The organism is Enterobacter oligotrophicus (assembly GCF_009176645.1).
Lineage (GTDB): Bacteria > Pseudomonadota > Gammaproteobacteria > Enterobacterales > Enterobacteriaceae > Enterobacter > Enterobacter oligotrophicus.
Map to the genome: position 1 here is coordinate 253,189 of NZ_AP019007.1, position 16,931 is coordinate 270,119.

Here is a 16,931-nt window from a genome sequence, read left to right on the forward strand (position 1 = left end):
TAAGCTACGCTTTTAATAACGTAAAAGCGTCAGGAGACGTTATGAAAATACCCGCCATCCCTGTTAATGAAACGGATCGTCTGAACGCTTTGCGTGAATCCGGCCTGCTGGAACTCGACACCTCTCCGGCGTTTGACCGGCTGACGCGGCTGGCTAAACGCTTTTTTAACGTGCCCCTGGCGATGGTTAACCTGATCGATGAACATTCGCTTATCGTCAAATCGGCTGACGGAGAGGCTCCTGCAAGCATTCCCCGCGATATCTCATTTTGCAGTCATACCATTCTGAGCGACGCGCCGCTGGTGGTGCCAGATATGCTTCGGGATGTTCGCTTCACGGATAATCCGCTGGTGGCCGGTGAGCCCGGCGTTCGCTTTTACGCAGGGTTTCCGCTGCGCTTGCGTGGCGGGGTAAATGTTGGTTCGCTCTGCCTTATTGATTACGCTCCCCGTGAATTTTCAGCGGCCGATCTCGCCGTATTAAGCGATCTGAGTGCTCTGGTTGAGGGCGAATTCGCGGCAGTGAGTGCGGCGACGACAGACGAACTGACGGGCCTGTACAATCGTCGCGGTTTTAATCAGTTTGTTCCGTTTGTGCTTTCTGTGGCCAGACGACGGGCAGAGCCATTAACTCTGGGCTGGCTGGATCTGGATCGCTTTAAACAGATTAACGACCGCTATGGGCATGATGAAGGCGACAACGCACTGAAGGCGATGGCAACCCTGATGCGTACCTCCTTCCGTGAGGCCGACCTTTTAGCCCGCTTTGGCGGGGATGAGTTCGCGGTGCTGTTTGCCGATACGGATGAGCAGGGGGCCTGGATAGCAATGCAGTATCTTGCCGAGCAGGTAGAAAACTATAACGCCGGTAAGCAGCACCCGTGGTCTTTACACTTTTCGTGGGGGCTGAGTGAATTCGATCACACCAGCAATGATATGCAGCGGTGGTTGAAAACGGCTGATGAGAAAATGTATGCCATGAAACAGCAGCGCCAGGCCAGACGCTGACATAACAAAAACCTATGTCCGACGCTATTGCGTTACGAGAATGTAAATAGCAAAGTGGGGAATTCATCAAAAGGAGCAATAATGACCTCCCCACTGCACATCAAAACCCTCTCGCGGGAAGAGATACTCTCCCATCTTTCTGCTCTGACCGACATTCTCTTTAACTGTGTGAACGGCGGTGCATCCGTCAGCTTTATGCTGCCTTTCAGCCATGAAAAAGCCCGCTCATTCTGGCTCGGTGTTGCTGAAAGCGTCGGGCGAAACGAACGTACCGTACTGGCCTGTATCGATAATCAGCAGGGGGTTATCGGTACGGTACAGTTGATAACGGATCAGCCGGAAAATCAGCCCCACCGCGCAGATGTGGCAAAGCTGCTGGTTCACGAAAAAGCCCGTCGTAAAGGGGCAGCGATGGCCCTGATGGAGGCACTTGAAGCCGTGGCTCGCGAAAAAGGGCGCACAGTGCTGGTACTGGATACCTCCACCGGGAGCGGAGCGGAAACCTTTTACCAGCGTGCAGGCTGGCAAAAAGTGGGAGAGATCCCGCGTTACGCTCTAATGCCAGACGGCGAGATGAATGGGACATCGGTCTTTTATAAGTTCTTGTGATTATTTTTCACAATTGCGTCATGAATTGATCAAAACAGGGTTCCCGGTCGTAAAGTTTTGGTAAGTTATCACACCAATCTTATCAGGCTGTATGACTAATCATAAAAGGACCCCAACGTGAACACACTCAACCGTCGTGATTTCCCCGGTGCGATCTACCCTGAACGTATCATTCAGTTTGGTGAAGGCAACTTTTTACGTGCGTTCGTTGACTGGCAAATCGACCTGTTAAACGAACATACCGATCTCAACGCTGGCGTGGTCATTGTGCGCCCGATTCAAAGCGACTTCCCCCCGTCACTGAGCACTCAGGACGGGCTGTACACCACTATTATTCGTGGTCTGAATGAGAAGGGCGAGGCCGTCAGCGATGCCCGTGTTATCCGCTCGGTTAACCGTGAGATCAGCGTCTACAGCCAGTACGATGAGTTTCTGAAGCTGGCTCATAATCCGGATATGCGTTTTGTCTTTTCAAACACGACAGAAGCGGGGATCAGCTACCACGCGGGTGATAAGTTTGATGATGCGCCTGCGGTTAGCTATCCGGCGAAACTGACGCGGCTGCTGTTTGAGCGCTTCAGCCATTTCAATGGCGCTACGGATAAAGGCTGGATCATCATTCCATGTGAACTGATTGACTATAACGGTGATGCGCTGCGCGAGCTGGTGCTGCGTTATGCGCAGGAGTGGGCGTTACCGGCGGCATTTATTCAGTGGCTGGATGATGCCAACAGCTTCTGTTCCACGCTGGTTGACCGTATCGTAACTGGCTATCCGCGCGATGAAGTGTCCGCGCTGGAAGCGGAACTCGGTTATCACGATGGTTTCCTGGATACCGCTGAACACTTCTACCTGTTTGTGATTCAGGGGCCCAAAACGCTCGCCAGTGAACTGCGCCTGGATAAATTACCGCTGAACGTGCTGATTGTTGATGACATTAAACCGTACAAAGAGCGTAAAGTCGCGATCCTGAACGGTGCGCATACGGCACTGGTGCCTGTGGCATTCCAGGCCGGGCTGGATACGGTAGGTGAGGCGATGAACGATGCGGAAGTTTGCGCATTCGTTGAAAAGGCGATCTATGAGGAAATTATTCCGGTGCTGGATCTGCCACGTGATGAACTGGAATCCTTTGCCAGCGCGGTGACCGGGCGTTTCCGTAACCCGTACATCAAGCATCAGTTACTGTCGATTGCGCTGAACGGGATGACCAAATACCGCACGCGTATCCTGCCGCAACTGCTAGCGGGGCAGAAGACCACCGGCAAACTGCCTCCACGCCTGACCTTTGCACTGGCGGCGCTGATCGCCTTCTACCGTGCGGAACGTAACGGTGAAAGCTACCCGGTACAGGACGATGCACACTGGCTGGAGCGCTACCAGCAACTCTGGACACAGCACAATGATAAGCAGATCAGCACGAGCGAACTGGTTAACGCGGTTCTGAGCGTCAGCGAGCACTGGGAGTATGATCTCACTCAGGTTAGCGGATTGGTAGAACATGTTACGCGGGATCTGGATGCAATTCTGCACCAGGGAATGCGAGCAGCGGTCAAACCGCTTTGCTAAACGTTTAACGCCCGGCGTCAGCCGGGTTTTAATGTCACATTAATTAGTTACAACATACTATTTTCTCTGTTTTTAAAAAATGCAGCACCGTGCGGTTTTTGTCTGTTCAGGGTAGAAAATGCAATGTTCCATTAACATGCTTGCAACCGTGAGCACGATCACGTTTAATAGCCGCGCACTTTCCTTTCCTGAAGCTGACTATGATTGTTCGTCCTCAACAGCACTGGCTACAACTGATTTTTGTCTGGCACGGCTCTGTACTGCCAAAAATCTATACCCGATTGCTGCTTAACTTCCTGCTTTCAATTGCCGTCATCCTGATGCTGCCGTGGTATACCTCGCTGGGCGTCAGGTTTACCGTGGCACCGTTCAGTATTCTGGGGGTAGCCATCGCCATCTTCCTGGGGTTTCGAAACAACGCCTGCTATTCACGCTACGTTGAAGCTCGCCAGCTGTGGGGGCAACTGATGATAGCGGCACGCTCGCTGTTTCGCGAGGTAAAAAACACCTTGCCTGACGATCCGCAGCTTGGGGAATTTGTTCGCTTGCAAATTGCTTTCGCACATTGCCTGCGAATGACGCTCCGCCGTCAGCCACAGGCAGAGCAGCTTTCCGGTTATCTGTCAGCAACACATTTGCGCGATGTGATGAACGCGAACTCACCGGCCAATCGTATCTTGCTGATTATGGGAGAATGGCTGGCGGTAAGACGTCGGGAAGGGCAGTTGTCCGATATCCTGTTCCACAGCCTGAATAACCGCCTGAACGATATGTCAATTGTTCTGGCCGGCTGTGAGCGTATCGCCAATACACCGGTTCCGTTTGCTTATACGCTGATTTTGCATCGCACCGTATATCTGTTCTGTATCATGCTGCCGTTCGCGCTGGTTGTGGATCTGCACTATATGACTCCGTTCGTCTCGGCGCTGATTTCATACACCTTTATCTCGCTGGATACGCTGGCAGAAGAGCTGGAAGATCCGTTTGGTACGGAAGATAACGACCTGCCGCTGGACGCCATCTGCAACATGATGGAACGCGATCTGTTGCAGATGAACGATGAAGACGCGATACCCGAACGCATTATGCCGGACAAGCATTATCAACTGACGTAACGGGCATTCCACTCATCGCGGGTGATCTCCCACAGCCCGGAATCCAGTAGTCCACTAACATATTCTTTCTTTTCCGTTCTGATAAGCCGCATGCCGCTACTTTCTGAGATCCGTTGAGAGCGGCTGTTGGCTGCCGCTTTCGGAGCGCGCAGTACCGTTTTGTTCAGCGTATTAAACCAGTAGTCCGTTGCTGCCATGCTGGCTTCGCGCATATAACCTTGCCCCTGAAACTCCGGGGCCAGCCAAAATCCGCGGTTATTATCTTCGACGTCATACAGGCAGATGATCCCCATTAATTCCTCCGGTGCCGCCTGGCGGCGAATACTCCAGAACCAGGCGATGCCCTTTGCCATATCCGGCAGCGCAACCTTGTTAACATAATATTCTGCGCCGTTATCCGGGTAGGGCCAGGGGACGGAAGCGACCATATAGCGCACAACCTCCCAGCGGGGAAAGCGTTGCTGGATCTGGACAGCATCTTCGGCAACCAGCGGTTTTAACACTAAGCGTTCCGTTAAAAGTGTGGGCATCGACATCTGGATCTCCTTTTTTAAGCGTTATGCTTTTGTTTGCCTTCTGCTATTTTCATGATTACCACAATCTATTCCGGCTTGCTGTAAATCATTTACTACTGAAATTTTCCGAGGACACAATGGCGGTAACGGTTAGAGCCTTACACGAAGACGATTATTCCCGGTGGCGACCCCTCTGGGATGGCTATACGCAGTTTTATGACTGTGAACTGGATGAATCCGTCACGGCATTTACCTGGGAAAGGGCGCTCAATCCGGGCTCGCCAATGTTTTGTCGGGTCGCAGAAATGGACGGTCACGTTATTGGTTTTGCGCTCTGTATTTTGCATGAAGGGACCTGGTCAACAGCGCCGATCTGTTATCTGGAAGACCTCTTTGTGGATGCCTCTGTCCGTGGCATCGGGGCCGGAAAGGCGTTGATTAATGCCCTGATGGCCGAAGGGAAACGCGAAGGGTGGTCAAAACTTTATTGGGTCACCCGGCAAAATAATCCGGCGCGTAAACTGTATGACCAGTTTGGCGAAGCTGACGATTACGTTCGCTACCGCCTTTCCCTGTAATGCTTAATCGCCTGTGTTTGTATCACACTGTATCCGTGCCTGAGATACATACACAGGCTTGCAAATAACCGTCTTTCGCACATATCCGCTATACAAAAAGGTGTTGTTATATCCCCGTGAATTGTACTCAACCGGAGATACCAACATGTTTAGCAAACTCATTTGTTCAACCCTGGCGTTAACCGCATCTCTTGGCACCGTCTTGTTCTGCCAGGCAGAAGTAACGGGTAAAGATTATTCTGCTGCGTTTAACCAGGTACACCAGATTAATGCGGGGGATCTGAACGTCGGTTACGTCGATATCGGCCCGAAAGAGGGTCAACCCGTGATCCTGTTGCATGGCTGGCCTTACGATATTCACAGTTACGCCGAGGTCGCACCAGCACTGGCCGCTAAAGGCTACCGCGTCATTGTGCCTTCACTGCGCGGGTACGGCACCACACGGTTTATTTCCGACAACACGCCGCGTAATGGCCAGCCTTCAGCCCTGGCGAAAGACATCGTGAACCTGATGGATGCTCTCAACATCAAACGAGCGGTGTTTGCGGGTTATGACTGGGGGGCTCGCACAGCTGATATCATCGCGGTGCTGTGGCCGGAGCGTGTGAAATCGCTGGTATCGGTCAGCGGTTATCTGATCGGTAGCCAGGCGATTGGTAAACAGCCGTTGCCGCCAAAGGCGGAACTGCAATGGTGGTATCAGTTCTATTTTGCCACGGAACGCGGCGCTCAGGGTTATGCCCAAAATACGCATGACTTCGCCCGCTTAATCTGGTCACAGGCATCGCCTGACTGGAAATTTAGCGATGCGACCTTCAACGCCAGTGCCAAATCCCTTGATAACCCGGATCATGTAGCGGTGACACTCAGCAATTACCGCTGGCGTTTAGGGCTGGAAAAAGGGGAGCGCAAATACGATATCTATGAGCAGAAACTGGCGACATTACCCGATATCACTGTTCCAGCCATCACCATTGAAGGGGGTAACAATGGTGCTCCACATCCGGCACCGCAGTCCTACGCCAGTAAATTTACAGGAAAATATGAACACCGTACCTTCGGGCCAACGATAGGACACAATCCACCGCAGGAAGATCCCCAGGACTTTGTTAAAGCGGTAGTCGACGCGGATAAGCTCTGAAATGTGCTATTTTCAATCCGTTACCCTTCATTCAGGAGCCTTCGGTGGAGCATATTGATCACATCCTTGTCGTCGACGACGACAGGGATATTCGTGAACTGATTGTTGATTATCTTGTGAAATCTGGTTACTACGCCTCCGGTGCGGCTAACGGCAAAGAGATGCGCGTGGTGCTTGATAAACAGCATATCGACCTGGTGGTGCTTGACGTAATGATGCCCGGTGATGACGGGCTGACGCTGTGCCGCCAGCTGCGCAGTAGCAAACATAAAGATCTGCCGATCCTGATGTTGACGGCGCGTAACGACGATACCGATCGGGTTCTGGGGCTGGAGATGGGGGCGGATGACTACGTCGTGAAGCCATTTGTGGCTCGCGAATTGCTGGCACGCATCAAAGCCATTTTGCGCCGGTTTCGCACTATGCCGCCCAATCTGCAGGTGACCGAGGCAGGGCGACTGGTTGAATTTGGGGAATGGCAACTGGATACCGTTGCGCGTCAGTTGGTTGACAGTGAAGGCATGATTGTGGCCCTGAGTGGCGCAGAATACCGCCTGCTGCGCGTGTTTCTGAATCACCCGCAGCGCGTTCTGACGCGCGACCAGTTGCTGAACCTGACTCAGGGGCGGGATGCCGAACTTTTCGAACGTTCGATAGATCTGCTGGTAAGCCGGGTGCGCCAGCGCCTGAATGAAGATGCCCGGACGCCTGTTTATATCAAAACCGTGCGCAGCGAAGGTTATGTCTTTACCATGCCGGTGACCATCAAAGAGGCGAATGAATGACGCTTTGGCCGCGATCGCTTCTGGCCCGGCTGCTGATCATCGTACTTCTCGGGCTTTTGCTGGCCAATTCACTCAGCCTGACGCTGGTAATGTATGAGCGAATGCGCAGCGCGCGCACCGTCATGCTGGGCAATCTGGAATATGACGTTGCCACAAGCGTCGCTATTCTCGACAGGCTTCCGGCCAGCGAGCGGGCAGGGTGGATCTGGCGGCTTGATCGGGGCAATTATCGTTATATTCTTGGTCCTGGAGCATCGGGTGGCGCGCCCCAGGACAGGCGCTCGCAAGATGCTATCCGTACCTTAAAGGAGACGCTCTCAGCGAAATATCCGCTCAGTTTTACGGCCATTCTTGGGCCGACATCCCACATTCAGGCGCATCTTACGCTGAGCGACGGCGCACCACTCACCATCGATCTGATCCCGCGTATGCCGCCAGTTGCCCGCTGGCTGCCTGTCGTGCTGGTATTGCAATTATTACTGGTCGCACTCTGTTCATGGATCGCCGTGCGCCAGGTGGTGCGGCCATTCTCGCAGTTTACCCGTGCGGTGGATGCTCTCGACCCGGCGGCAAACACACCGATGGCCGAGCAAGGTCCCGTAGAAGTGCGCAGAGCCGCGCACGCATTCAATGCGATGCAGTCGCGTATTCAGTCCTATTTGCGGGAACGCGCCCGGATACTCGCATCGATTTCTCACGATCTCCAGACCCCGATCACGCGCATGAAACTTCGCGTTGAAATGGCGGAGCAGCCTGAACTGCGTGACAAATTGCTAAACGATCTGGATAACATGTCGCGTCTGGTCCGCGAGGGAATTGCGTATGCCCGATCGGCAGAATCGCTGGAAGAGACCGCACTAAAAATGGAGCTGAACGCCTGGATCAACAGTATGGTCAGTGATTACCAGGACATCGGTAAAAACGTGCAATTTCATGCGGGGGATACACGCTTGCCGATTGTCACGCGGCCGCAGGCGTTGCGCCGGGTAATGACAAATCTGCTGGATAATGCCCTTAAGTTTGGTGAGTACGCCCTTGTTGAGATTGATGATACCCATGCCGGAGAGATTGTCATTCATATTATGGATGGTGGGCCCGGTATCCCTGACGCGGAACGTGACGCGGTATTACAGCCATTTTACCGGATAGAAACCTCACGTAACCGGGAGACCGGAGGAACCGGATTAGGCCTGGCGATTGCCGCACAGCTGACGGCGCAGCTCAACGGCACGCTGCGCCTGACGAACCGCACGACAGGCGGCCTGGATGTTAGCATCACGCTGCCACGCCAGTAATTGTACGGTTTTGTATCCTGCGCCGCGAGGATACCTAAGCAGACAAAACCAGCCTGTTTGCACATATCCTGAACATATCCGCACGCTGAAATAACCTCACTGCAGCTTCGCAGAAAATCTGTCATGTGAGGTCATTATGTTTCTGATAATTGCTTTTTTAGGGGGGATGATTAGCCTGCTTAGCCCATGCACACTCCCCGTTATCCCACTGCTTTTTGCGGGTTTCCACGGACAACGGCGTCATATTCTGGCACTCCTGGCTGGCATGATTGTCATGTTTACCTTTGTGGCTCTGGTTGTCACTGCTTCCAGCGAATGGATCGTAAACGCGACCCTTACAGGCCGCTGGATTGCGCTTTCCATACTTGCGGTAGCGGCTCTGGCCCTGATTTTTCCTCAGTTTGCACAACGCCTTGCCGGGCCTGCGGTCGGTGCCGGTAACATCCTTAATGACCGAAGCCGCCAGACGCGGGGCATGCTGTCCGCTTTTCTGGCCGGGCTGGCGGTTGGATTGCTCTGGTCACCGTGCGCCGGGCCTATTCTCGGCGCTATCTTCAGCATCAATATTACCGGACATTCAGCCATTACAACCGGTGCACTGCTGGCTGCGTACGGCGGTGGTTGTGCTTTCATGCTGGGTATTCTGGTTGCAGGAGGGCGCAAATTGCTGGCACCGCTACGCGCACGATCGGCGCTGATGGAAAGAGTACGCACAGTAGCGGGAGTGGTGATGTTGACGGCGGTTGTATTCAATGCCGTGGGGGTGAACCCACAATTAAAAGGGGCTAACGGCGTGACTGACCGCCTGGAAACGATACTGCTGACGCTGGCGAAACCCGCCACCACACCGATGAAACGACAACCGGTCATTGAGCCCGTTTCAAGTAACAAACTCCCTTCGTTCAGCGGTGGAACAGGGTGGATCAATGGTGACCCTGTCACGCCTGAGTCCTTAAGGGGTAACGTTGTTCTTGTTGATTTCTGGACGTGGGACTGCATCAATTGCCAGCATACGCTCCCGTATGTTCGCGACTGGGCGAATAAATACCAGGGGCAGGGCCTGGTGGTAATAGGCGTTCACACGCCAGAATACCCGTGGGAAAAACCAATAACGTCTGTAAAAAATGCAGTAAACAAATGGCAACTCCCGTACCGAGTCGTCACGGATAACAACTATCAAATCTGGAACAGATTTGGAAACCAGTACTGGCCTGCACATTACATTTTTGATGCCAGTGGAGAGCTGCGATACATCTCGGCAGGCGAAGGAAACTACGACAAACAGGAGCAGGTTATCCGGCAATTACTTAAAGACGCGCGTTCCTGATCAGCGTCTCACGGCTCACGTTTTGCGACGATAAACAGTCGAGGAAATGCCAGCAGTATCTGCCCGTTCTCCTGGAGCGGATACTGCTCTTCCAGCAGTTCGCGATACCGTTCCAGAAAACGTTTTTGCTCACTCTCATTTAACTCCTGTAACCATGGGCGCAAGCCGGTCGCACTAACCCAGTCGATTATCGCCTGATGCGAACTCATCTTGTGGTAGTAGGTTGTCCGCCAGATATCAACATCGCAACCTGCCTCCGTCAGAATATCGTAGCAGGCATGAACGCCAGGTAGTGGTTCACGTCCACGATCCGGGTAACCTTGTTCGTATGCCACTTCACGCATTGATACATGCGTCGGTTCAAGCCAGTTATCAGGCATTTGAATTGCCAGCACGCCGTTCAACTGCAGCAACGAAACAAGATGCGGCAGGAGATCGTAATGGTCTGGAATCCACTGCAGCGAGGCGTTTGCGTAGATCAGGCTGAGCGGTTGATTTGGCTTGTAATGACGGATATCCGCTTCCACAAACTGGCAATCTGGCAAGGCTCTGCGCGCTTCTTCCAGCATGGCCGGCGAATTATCCACGCCGGTAATCTGTGCTGATGGCCAGCGATGTTTCAGCAACGCGGTGCTGTTTCCTGGTCCACAACCCAGATCAACGATGGACGTGACGTCATCAAGTGTGACCCGAGCAAGTAACTCTGCGGCAGGGCGTGTACGCTCTGCGCTGTATTGCAGATAAAGCGAGGGATTCCAGTCGGCCATATTTGCATCTCCGTTTTGCATTATTCAGCAAGGATAGCACAGGCAGACATCGGTACTGGTGTCGTCAGTGCAATGACCGTAATTTTGCCAGCGTAACGGTGTGGCTGGCTTTGAGACAAAGGTTATCTTTGTTGCAGATTCTTATACTGATATTTTTCATCAGGATAAGGACAACTCATGAAAAGCATTTCAATCCTTGCGGCAGGCGCAGATCCAACCGGTAAACGCATTTCAACCGCTGCTATTCAGCAGGCTATCGCTGAAGCGCAGCACAATGATACGGTTGTGATACCCGCCGGGCGTTTCCTTACTGGCGCATTTTTCCTGAAAAGCGGCATCACATTGCAGCTTGAAGCCGGTGCAGAGCTTATTGGCAGTCAAAACCTGGATGATTATCCGCTCATTGATACCCGTGTCGCTGGCATCGATATGCGCTGGCCCGCAGGGATAATAAACATCATTAACTGTGACGATGTCAGCATCACCGGAACGGGAGCGCTAGACGGGCAGGGGAAATTCTGGTGGCAGCGGTTCTGGGGTGAGGATGAACAGAGCGGCATGGCAGGCGATTACAGCGCCAGAGGACTGCGCTGGGTCGTAGATTATGACTGTCAGCGACCACGCAATATTCTTGTTTATGAAAGCCAGCATATTATGCTACAGGATTTCACCAGCCGTGAGTCTGGTTTCTGGAATCTGCATCTCTGTTATTCGCATAATGTTACGGTTGAAAGCGTTAAGATCAGTAACTCAGCGGGCCCAAGCACGGACGGAATTGATATCGACTCCTGCGAGCAGGTACAGGTTGAACGTTGTGTGGTTTCCTGCAATGACGACAATATTTGCATTAAAGCAGGCCGTGGGCTTGAGGCGGCGCAAAAAGCGCGTACTGCCAGAAATATTGTTATTCGCGGCTGCACGCTGAACAAAGGTTCCGGTATTACGCTGGGCAGCGAAACATCTGGGGGGATTGAAAATGTGCTGATTGAACATAACCGTTTCAACGGCACGGGTGTAGGGTTCCGTATCAAATCGGCCCGTAATCGGGGAGGGTTTATTCGTGATATTACGGTCAGAGATTTACAGCTCCTGGACGTACGTTTTCCCGTACTGATTCAGCTAAACTGGTTCCCGCAGTACAGCTATGGCGATAAAAGCAACCTGACGGATAAACCTGAGCACTGGCGCAAGCTCGCCGAAGGTGTGGAAGGCAACGCGGGTCTGACGCATGTCAGTCGTCTGACAATAGAAAACATTACAGCGCGTCGTTCGACTGAAAAACCATTTTCCCGCGCGTTTTTTATTGAAGGGTATCCTGAGCGACCGATTTCTGAGTTATCGCTGACATCCATTGAGATCGACGCCTGTGAGTTCGGCAAAATTTCCGGCGTTGACGGATTGATGTTTAACGACGTCAAGGTGAATGCCGCGGCCATCACTGATGACAAGAACGACAGTTATGAACGTTAGGGAAATGATACAGGTAAAGGCTGGTTTTCTCGTACATATACGTTAGTGCGCATAATGTATATTATGTTAAATAAGATCGATGCCGCACACACCGTCACCGACAAACTTCTTCTTGGTTCACTCATCTTGATCCCTATTAGCTCTGGCCTGGGAAAAACGGATATTGAGGACCATATTCATAGTCGTGCGGGCTTGGCTCAACTTCCCAGAATGGACGCCCGTTAATAGTCTTAGGGCCGCGCTCGTTTACGATGTCCTCTACATCCTGGATATGAGACGGCATCATTGCCAGCAACAGTTGATCTTCGGTGGTCAGCGTCACGGTTGCACCGTCGAGGCGGCTATAAAGTTCGGCAAACTGTTTACCCGCGCCGTGTAATCGGTGCTCCGCTACGCTGCGGATTGCGTGCAAGTCCAGTTCTGCCGCCTCCATACGATCCATGTATAACTTCATTTCCTTACGTAATACGCTCAGTTCGCGGGCTTTAATAAATCCGTATGCGTACCCGCCCAGGGCGATAACTGCGATGATTGCTAAAACTGCCATTTGTGTACTCTCATTTCAGTCATACTGCATTCTCTGGGTTAAACAACGAGATATCCGCACCATACTCTTACGTTTAAAACGAGCACCTGAAGCTCATCGCCTCTACTGTTGTTTACTGAGGCCGGTCATCTCCCTATGCTTGATCCAGTGCCGTCTTTGTATTCAGTAAATCTGGTAATAAAACGCTGCTGTTTCCGGCTCATATCGTTACCATTTCTCCAGTCGCGCAGGTGAATTTAACTCTGGGTTTTCTTCCGTCTGCGTCTTCTCTGATGTGATGGTCGAAGAGGAAAAGCTGATTTCGACACCAAGGACGGAAAACACCTTAAACAGGCGCTCAATGCTCGCACTGGCAGGATTGGCCTCCAGGCGAGCGTAATTCTGCTGAGTAACACCTAACCTTTCGGACACGTCTTTTTGCGTCAGACCATTCGCCTTGCGAAAACCAAGGAGTAATGGACGCAGCTGGTTGAGCGTTTTCAATGGGTAAACATTATTCATAATAAGATGGCCGCTGTAATGGACTCTCATACAACTTATAGGCTGTTTTCATAAAATACACCCTATAGGCTGTTTTATCAACATTACAGCTTAAAGGTTGTATTTATTGCTTAACAACCTTTAAGTTGTTAGAAAGGAATTATAGCAGGTGCAGCATCGTAAATACTGCACCCTCCTTCCATCACTCCAGCGCCAGCAACGCAAAACTGGCCAGCCAGTGCCCGCCGCTGTAATGGCTTCCCACCACGTGCTCCACGCTTGCAGACAGATGCCGCGCCACAGAATCCTTCAGCGCCCTTTGCTGTGCATGGTTCGCAGGCAGCGCCTGAGCAATATGCTTCATACACCAGGCGCGACTCAGGTTTAATCCGTCCAGGTGTGCAATTTTCGGGTCTGTCCGATCGCTCACTTCCGCCGGTTCCATAAGAGCGTTCACTGCCCCTACCTCAGGAAGGAACTGATCAAACCATGCCGGGAAATCTTCCGCCACCTTACTCATCAACAACGCTTCGGTGAGCGCACCGGAAATGTACTCATCTCCACCGGGTTCATAATGTGCAGGATAATGAGTGTCCGCGAGATAAAACCGGTTCGCTGCTGCCAGAATGGATTGCTCCAGAGTGTTGTCATTTACCTCGCGGGCATAATCCAGCCCCAACGCCAGCGCGAATGCGGTGTTGTAATGCGTACCGACCCGAATTGGATAAGTCAGCTTGCTGAGATAATCAACCAGCCGGTTACGAATATCCTGCGTTAAGGGCTGCAGCGTCTGATACCAGCGCTCAGCCTGCGGCAACGATGACTGCTTCAGCTCCTGAGCCAGCGCCAGCAGCCAGCCGTACCCATACGGACGCTCAAAGGAGGCGCGGTACGGCGCGTTAAAATACGCCAGCTCCCGCGCAACCTTCTCTTCCGTCATGTGTTCATTAAACAGTGTGGTTATCTCTTCCCGGCACGGCAGTTCAGGATAAAGGCGAACGCAGCGCAACAGCAGCCAGTAACCGTGTACCGCCGAGTGCCAGTCAAAACAGCCATAAAAAACAGGATGCAGTTCCCGCGGTGGCAACACATCACCATCGTCATTAAGCAAATGCATAATGTGGTTCGGGTATTCCTGTCGCAAATAGGTCAAAGGCATCCGGGCAAAAGCGTCAGCCTGATGTTGCGTTAATTCCATATCAGCTCCTTAAGTCGTTGCCGCTCTCAGCGAAACACGAGGAAATACATTAAAAAGACATTCACCACCAACAGCGTTAACGCGGTCGGGATCTGGATCTTGATCACCTGATATTTATCTTTCAGTTCCAGTAACGCTGCGGGAACGATATTGAAATTCGCGGCCATCGGCGTCATCAACGTGCCGCAATAGCCCGCATACATGCCAATTGCCAGTAGCGGAGCCGGATTACCATGATGGACGTTAATCAAAAAGGGTAAGGCAATGCCCGCGCTCAATACCGGGAATGCTGCAAAGGCATTGCCCATAATCATGGTGAAAAGCGCCATGCCGACACAATAAATCACCACCAACATGAAGCGGCTATCAGGATTAACAAACAGGCTCACCACTTTCTGAACAGAATCGCCCGTGTTGGCGACCACAAACACACCGCCCAGCATGGCGAGCATCTGTGGCAGAATGATCGCCCAGCCAATGGTATCCACCAGTCGCCGGGATTGACGAATTGCATGCAGTGGCGTACCCCGCGTCAGCCACCATCCCGTCAGGATCGCGGCGACACACGCCACGCACAGCGCCGCCAGCGTAAGCTGTTTCTGGTCAAGCAGGTAGACACCGCCAATCGAGACGCCTTTGAGGAACAGCGTGCCGATCACCGTCACTACCGGGATCATCAACGCCGGTAAAAAGAGCCAGTTTTTCAGGCGCTCAGACGAGGCGACGCGTTCAGGCTCCGTAGACATTTTGTAATGGCCCTTCCCGACCAGCCCGAAACCTGCCAGCAAGGCAATAACGATCACGCAGCCGCCAATAATCCGGTACGCCAGCGACCTGCCCAGCTCCTGCACCATAAGGTCGCCAAACAGAAAGATCCCGCCGAATAAAAACCAGAACAGTGCGGTCGTAAAGCGCTTAGGATTACCACGATCGCGCAGGGTCATAACGACCAGCAACATCACGACAAAGCCAATCAGGTAGTAAACGCGGTTAATGGTGATCAGTGTCATCATGATGCGATCTCCTGCGTACCCTGCTCTGCTTTCCAGGCCATAACATCGCGACGAATGCTGGCGTCAAGGCGCAGCAAGCGCGTCATATGAATAATCAATGCCGCAATGGCAGTCGGAATGGCCCATAAACCGATGTGCAGCGGTTCGATGCCCTGAATGCCATTCTCTTTCAGGAACGCGTCGATCAGTAATACCGCGCCAAAGGCGATAAAAATATCTTCACCAAAGAAGACCGCGATATTGTCGCACGCGGCAGCATGGGCTTTGATTTTATCGCGGATGTGTTGCGGTAACTCGCCGTATTCATTGAGTGCCGCCCCTTCGGCCATTGGCGCAAGCAGCGGACGCACCGTCTGTGCATGGCCGCCAAGCGACATCAGCCCCAGCGCGGCCGTCCCCTCGCGCGCGACAAAATAGAGCATCAGAATACGTGCCGAGGTCGCACTGGCAATCTTCGCCACCCAGGCCTGGGCACGCTCTTTCAGCCCGTAATATTCCAGCAGACCAATCACCGGCAGGATCAAAATGAAGGTGGCCAGCGAACGACTGTTGACGAACTTCTCGCCAAAGGTTTCCAGCAACATTCCGAAATCCATGCCGACTAACAGACCCGTCGCCAGCCCCGCCACCACGACAACCAGCAGCGGGTTGAAGCGCAGTGCAAAACCAATAACCACTACCGGTATCCCGATAAGTGGCAACAGTGTAGAACCGTCCATAAACGTTTACCCTATCCAAAGTGAGCGTTGCGCGCCGACGGCTATTTTTTTAATACTTCGCATCAGGGCGAAGCGGGTGCATTGCGGCGAGCGATGTTGTGTTTTGCGCCAGGCTCAGGAGAACCTGCACTAAAAAGCTATATCTGAACCACAAAAACATGTAAACAATTTATCAATAAAATGTTCTTATTTTATCGTTTCCCATTTACATTTTTAGGTGACAGTCACATTCGCGAAAGGAACGTTATGACCGCAAAAAAGAGTGCTACCCCAATTAATCACGACGATATTACTGACGGCCGTATCGTTTCCTCTCGCCATCTGGTGTCTGAGCGTTGCGCTGAGCTATCGGAGCTGGAGTACGCGCTGATCATGACCAGCAATGCCTTCAACAAATGGATGGTTCGCTGCATGACGGCAGCCGGTGAGCCGGATATGGGCGCTTTCGATGTTTCGCTTCTGCACCATGTTAATCACCGCGACCGCAAGAAAAAGCTGGCCGATATCTGTTTCGTTTTGAACGTGGAAGATACCCACGTGGTGACGTATGCGCTGAAAAAGCTGGTAAAAGCGGGCTATGTGACAAGTGAGAAAGCAGGTAAAGAACTCTATTTCTCGACAACAGATGAAGGAAAAGCGCTGTGCATGAAATATCGGGACGTGCGTGAAGCCTGTCTGATCAACATTCATGCAGAAAGTGGTATTTCGGGCACCTCTATCGGGGAAACCGCGCAGTTGCTCAGAACGATATCGTCACTGTATGACACCGCCGCGCGGGCGGCGGCATCACTGTGAT

General features: G+C 52.4%; 18 protein-coding genes. 11 read left to right on the top strand and 7 right to left on the bottom strand.

The window, feature by feature from the left end; genetic code table 11:
• The first annotated feature begins 41 nt into the window (after window positions 1-41).
• From EoCCA6_RS01245 to EoCCA6_RS01260, 4 genes are all read left to right on the top strand, one after another.
• Window positions 42-1,007: a sensor domain-containing diguanylate cyclase gene (locus EoCCA6_RS01245; protein WP_152081103.1), complete on the top strand. Its 966-nt coding sequence runs from the start codon at window positions 42-44 to the stop codon at window positions 1,005-1,007.
• A gap of 81 nt (window positions 1,008-1,088) precedes the next feature.
• Entirely contained in the window at window positions 1,089-1,616 is a 528-nt protein-coding gene (locus tag EoCCA6_RS01250; protein ID WP_152081104.1) for a GNAT family N-acetyltransferase, read from the top strand.
• A 117-nt stretch (window positions 1,617-1,733) separates the two neighbouring features.
• Window positions 1,734-3,185 carry a tagaturonate reductase gene (locus EoCCA6_RS01255; protein ID WP_152081105.1) on the top strand — a complete coding sequence of 484 codons (1,452 nt, stop codon included), beginning with the start codon at window positions 1,734-1,736 and terminating at the stop codon, window positions 3,183-3,185.
• A gap of 200 nt (window positions 3,186-3,385) precedes the next feature.
• On the top strand, window positions 3,386-4,300 hold the full coding sequence (locus EoCCA6_RS01260) for a bestrophin family protein (protein ID WP_152081106.1): 915 nt from the start codon (window positions 3,386-3,388) through the stop codon (window positions 4,298-4,300).
• On the opposite strand, the gene EoCCA6_RS01265 is transcribed toward EoCCA6_RS01260, so the two are convergent.
• Complete coding sequence (locus EoCCA6_RS01265) at window positions 4,288-4,836, bottom strand: GNAT family N-acetyltransferase (RefSeq protein ID WP_152081107.1); 549 nt, start codon at window positions 4,834-4,836, stop codon at window positions 4,288-4,290. The genes EoCCA6_RS01260 and EoCCA6_RS01265 overlap by 13 nt on opposite strands.
• A 116-nt stretch (window positions 4,837-4,952) precedes the next feature.
• Here EoCCA6_RS01265 and EoCCA6_RS01270 point away from each other — a divergent pair, with 116 nt between their 5' ends.
• The 5 genes from EoCCA6_RS01270 to EoCCA6_RS01290 all read left to right on the top strand — a co-directional run bounded on the left by EoCCA6_RS01270 (window position 4,953) and on the right by EoCCA6_RS01290 (window position 9,941).
• Window positions 4,953-5,393, top strand: coding sequence for a GNAT family N-acetyltransferase (locus tag EoCCA6_RS01270; protein WP_152081108.1), 441 nt, complete (start codon window positions 4,953-4,955; stop codon window positions 5,391-5,393).
• A 145-nt stretch (window positions 5,394-5,538) separates the two neighbouring features.
• Window positions 5,539-6,534 (top strand): alpha/beta fold hydrolase, encoded by a 996-nt coding sequence (locus tag EoCCA6_RS01275; RefSeq protein ID WP_152081109.1) that lies wholly within the window; start codon window positions 5,539-5,541, stop codon window positions 6,532-6,534.
• Window positions 6,535-6,578: 44 nt separating this feature from the next.
• Entirely contained in the window at window positions 6,579-7,319 is a 741-nt protein-coding gene (locus EoCCA6_RS01280) for a response regulator (protein ID WP_152081110.1), read from the top strand.
• Window positions 7,316-8,614, top strand: coding sequence for an ATP-binding protein (locus EoCCA6_RS01285; RefSeq protein WP_152081111.1), 1,299 nt, complete (start codon window positions 7,316-7,318; stop codon window positions 8,612-8,614). Before EoCCA6_RS01280 ends, EoCCA6_RS01285 begins: the two co-directional genes overlap by 4 nt.
• Window positions 8,615-8,750: 136 nt before the next feature.
• Window positions 8,751-9,941: a cytochrome c biogenesis protein/redoxin gene (locus EoCCA6_RS01290; RefSeq protein WP_152081112.1), complete on the top strand. Its 1,191-nt coding sequence runs from the start codon at window positions 8,751-8,753 to the stop codon at window positions 9,939-9,941.
• Window positions 9,942-9,949: 8 nt separating this feature from the next.
• Here EoCCA6_RS01290 and tam read toward each other — a convergent pair whose 3' ends face one another.
• The gene (gene tam, locus EoCCA6_RS01295) at window positions 9,950-10,708 is read right to left on the bottom strand and encodes a trans-aconitate 2-methyltransferase (protein WP_152081113.1); all 759 of its coding nucleotides are present in this window, start codon (window positions 10,706-10,708) and stop codon (window positions 9,950-9,952) included.
• Window positions 10,709-10,885: 177 nt separating this feature from the next.
• Here tam and EoCCA6_RS01300 point away from each other — a divergent pair, with 177 nt between their 5' ends.
• On the top strand, window positions 10,886-12,178 hold the full coding sequence (locus tag EoCCA6_RS01300) for a glycoside hydrolase family 28 protein (RefSeq protein WP_152081114.1): 1,293 nt from the start codon (window positions 10,886-10,888) through the stop codon (window positions 12,176-12,178).
• A 136-nt stretch (window positions 12,179-12,314) separates the two neighbouring features.
• Here EoCCA6_RS01300 and EoCCA6_RS01305 read toward each other — a convergent pair whose 3' ends face one another.
• The 5 genes from EoCCA6_RS01305 to EoCCA6_RS01325 all read right to left on the bottom strand — a co-directional run bounded on the left by EoCCA6_RS01305 (window position 12,315) and on the right by EoCCA6_RS01325 (window position 16,135).
• Entirely contained in the window at window positions 12,315-12,620 is a 306-nt protein-coding gene (locus EoCCA6_RS01305) for a hypothetical protein (protein WP_232623267.1), read from the bottom strand.
• Window positions 12,621-12,932: 312 nt separating this feature from the next.
• Window positions 12,933-13,226, bottom strand: coding sequence for a helix-turn-helix domain-containing protein (locus EoCCA6_RS01310; RefSeq protein ID WP_152081116.1), 294 nt, complete (start codon window positions 13,224-13,226; stop codon window positions 12,933-12,935).
• Window positions 13,227-13,407: 181 nt separating this feature from the next.
• Entirely contained in the window at window positions 13,408-14,403 is a 996-nt protein-coding gene (locus EoCCA6_RS01315; RefSeq protein WP_152081117.1) for a DUF2891 domain-containing protein, read from the bottom strand.
• Window positions 14,404-14,429: 26 nt separating this feature from the next.
• Complete coding sequence (locus tag EoCCA6_RS01320; protein ID WP_152081118.1) at window positions 14,430-15,416, bottom strand: DUF979 domain-containing protein; 987 nt, start codon at window positions 15,414-15,416, stop codon at window positions 14,430-14,432.
• Window positions 15,413-16,135, bottom strand: coding sequence for a DUF969 domain-containing protein (locus tag EoCCA6_RS01325; protein WP_152081119.1), 723 nt, complete (start codon window positions 16,133-16,135; stop codon window positions 15,413-15,415). Before EoCCA6_RS01325 ends, EoCCA6_RS01320 begins: the two co-directional genes overlap by 4 nt.
• Window positions 16,136-16,381: 246 nt before the next feature.
• Here EoCCA6_RS01325 and EoCCA6_RS01330 point away from each other — a divergent pair, with 246 nt between their 5' ends.
• Complete coding sequence (locus tag EoCCA6_RS01330; RefSeq protein WP_152081120.1) at window positions 16,382-16,930, top strand: winged helix DNA-binding protein; 549 nt, start codon at window positions 16,382-16,384, stop codon at window positions 16,928-16,930.
• Window position 16,931: the final 1 nt, after the last annotated feature.

Coding starts and splice junctions, on each gene's coding strand:
- EoCCA6_RS01260 (WP_152081106.1), top strand. CDS start 3,386: ATGATTGTTCGTCCTCAACAGCACTGGCTACAACTGATTTTTGTCTGG.
- EoCCA6_RS01300 (WP_152081114.1), top strand. CDS start 10,886: ATGAAAAGCATTTCAATCCTTGCGGCAGGCGCAGATCCAACCGGTAAA.
- EoCCA6_RS01285 (WP_152081111.1), top strand. CDS start 7,316: ATGACGCTTTGGCCGCGATCGCTTCTGGCCCGGCTGCTGATCATCGTA.
- EoCCA6_RS01245 (WP_152081103.1), top strand. CDS start 42: ATGAAAATACCCGCCATCCCTGTTAATGAAACGGATCGTCTGAACGCT.
- EoCCA6_RS01315 (WP_152081117.1), bottom strand. CDS start 14,403: ATGGAATTAACGCAACATCAGGCTGACGCTTTTGCCCGGATGCCTTTG.
- EoCCA6_RS01320 (WP_152081118.1), bottom strand. CDS start 15,416: ATGATGACACTGATCACCATTAACCGCGTTTACTACCTGATTGGCTTT.
- EoCCA6_RS01325 (WP_152081119.1), bottom strand. CDS start 16,135: ATGGACGGTTCTACACTGTTGCCACTTATCGGGATACCGGTAGTGGTT.
- EoCCA6_RS01275 (WP_152081109.1), top strand. CDS start 5,539: ATGTTTAGCAAACTCATTTGTTCAACCCTGGCGTTAACCGCATCTCTT.
- EoCCA6_RS01265 (WP_152081107.1), bottom strand. CDS start 4,836: ATGTCGATGCCCACACTTTTAACGGAACGCTTAGTGTTAAAACCGCTG.
- EoCCA6_RS01310 (WP_152081116.1), bottom strand. CDS start 13,226: ATGAATAATGTTTACCCATTGAAAACGCTCAACCAGCTGCGTCCATTA.
- EoCCA6_RS01270 (WP_152081108.1), top strand. CDS start 4,953: ATGGCGGTAACGGTTAGAGCCTTACACGAAGACGATTATTCCCGGTGG.
- EoCCA6_RS01290 (WP_152081112.1), top strand. CDS start 8,751: ATGTTTCTGATAATTGCTTTTTTAGGGGGGATGATTAGCCTGCTTAGC.
- tam (WP_152081113.1), bottom strand. CDS start 10,708: ATGGCCGACTGGAATCCCTCGCTTTATCTGCAATACAGCGCAGAGCGT.
- EoCCA6_RS01330 (WP_152081120.1), top strand. CDS start 16,382: ATGACCGCAAAAAAGAGTGCTACCCCAATTAATCACGACGATATTACT.
- EoCCA6_RS01305 (WP_232623267.1), bottom strand. CDS start 12,620: ATGGATCGTATGGAGGCGGCAGAACTGGACTTGCACGCAATCCGCAGC.
- EoCCA6_RS01250 (WP_152081104.1), top strand. CDS start 1,089: ATGACCTCCCCACTGCACATCAAAACCCTCTCGCGGGAAGAGATACTC.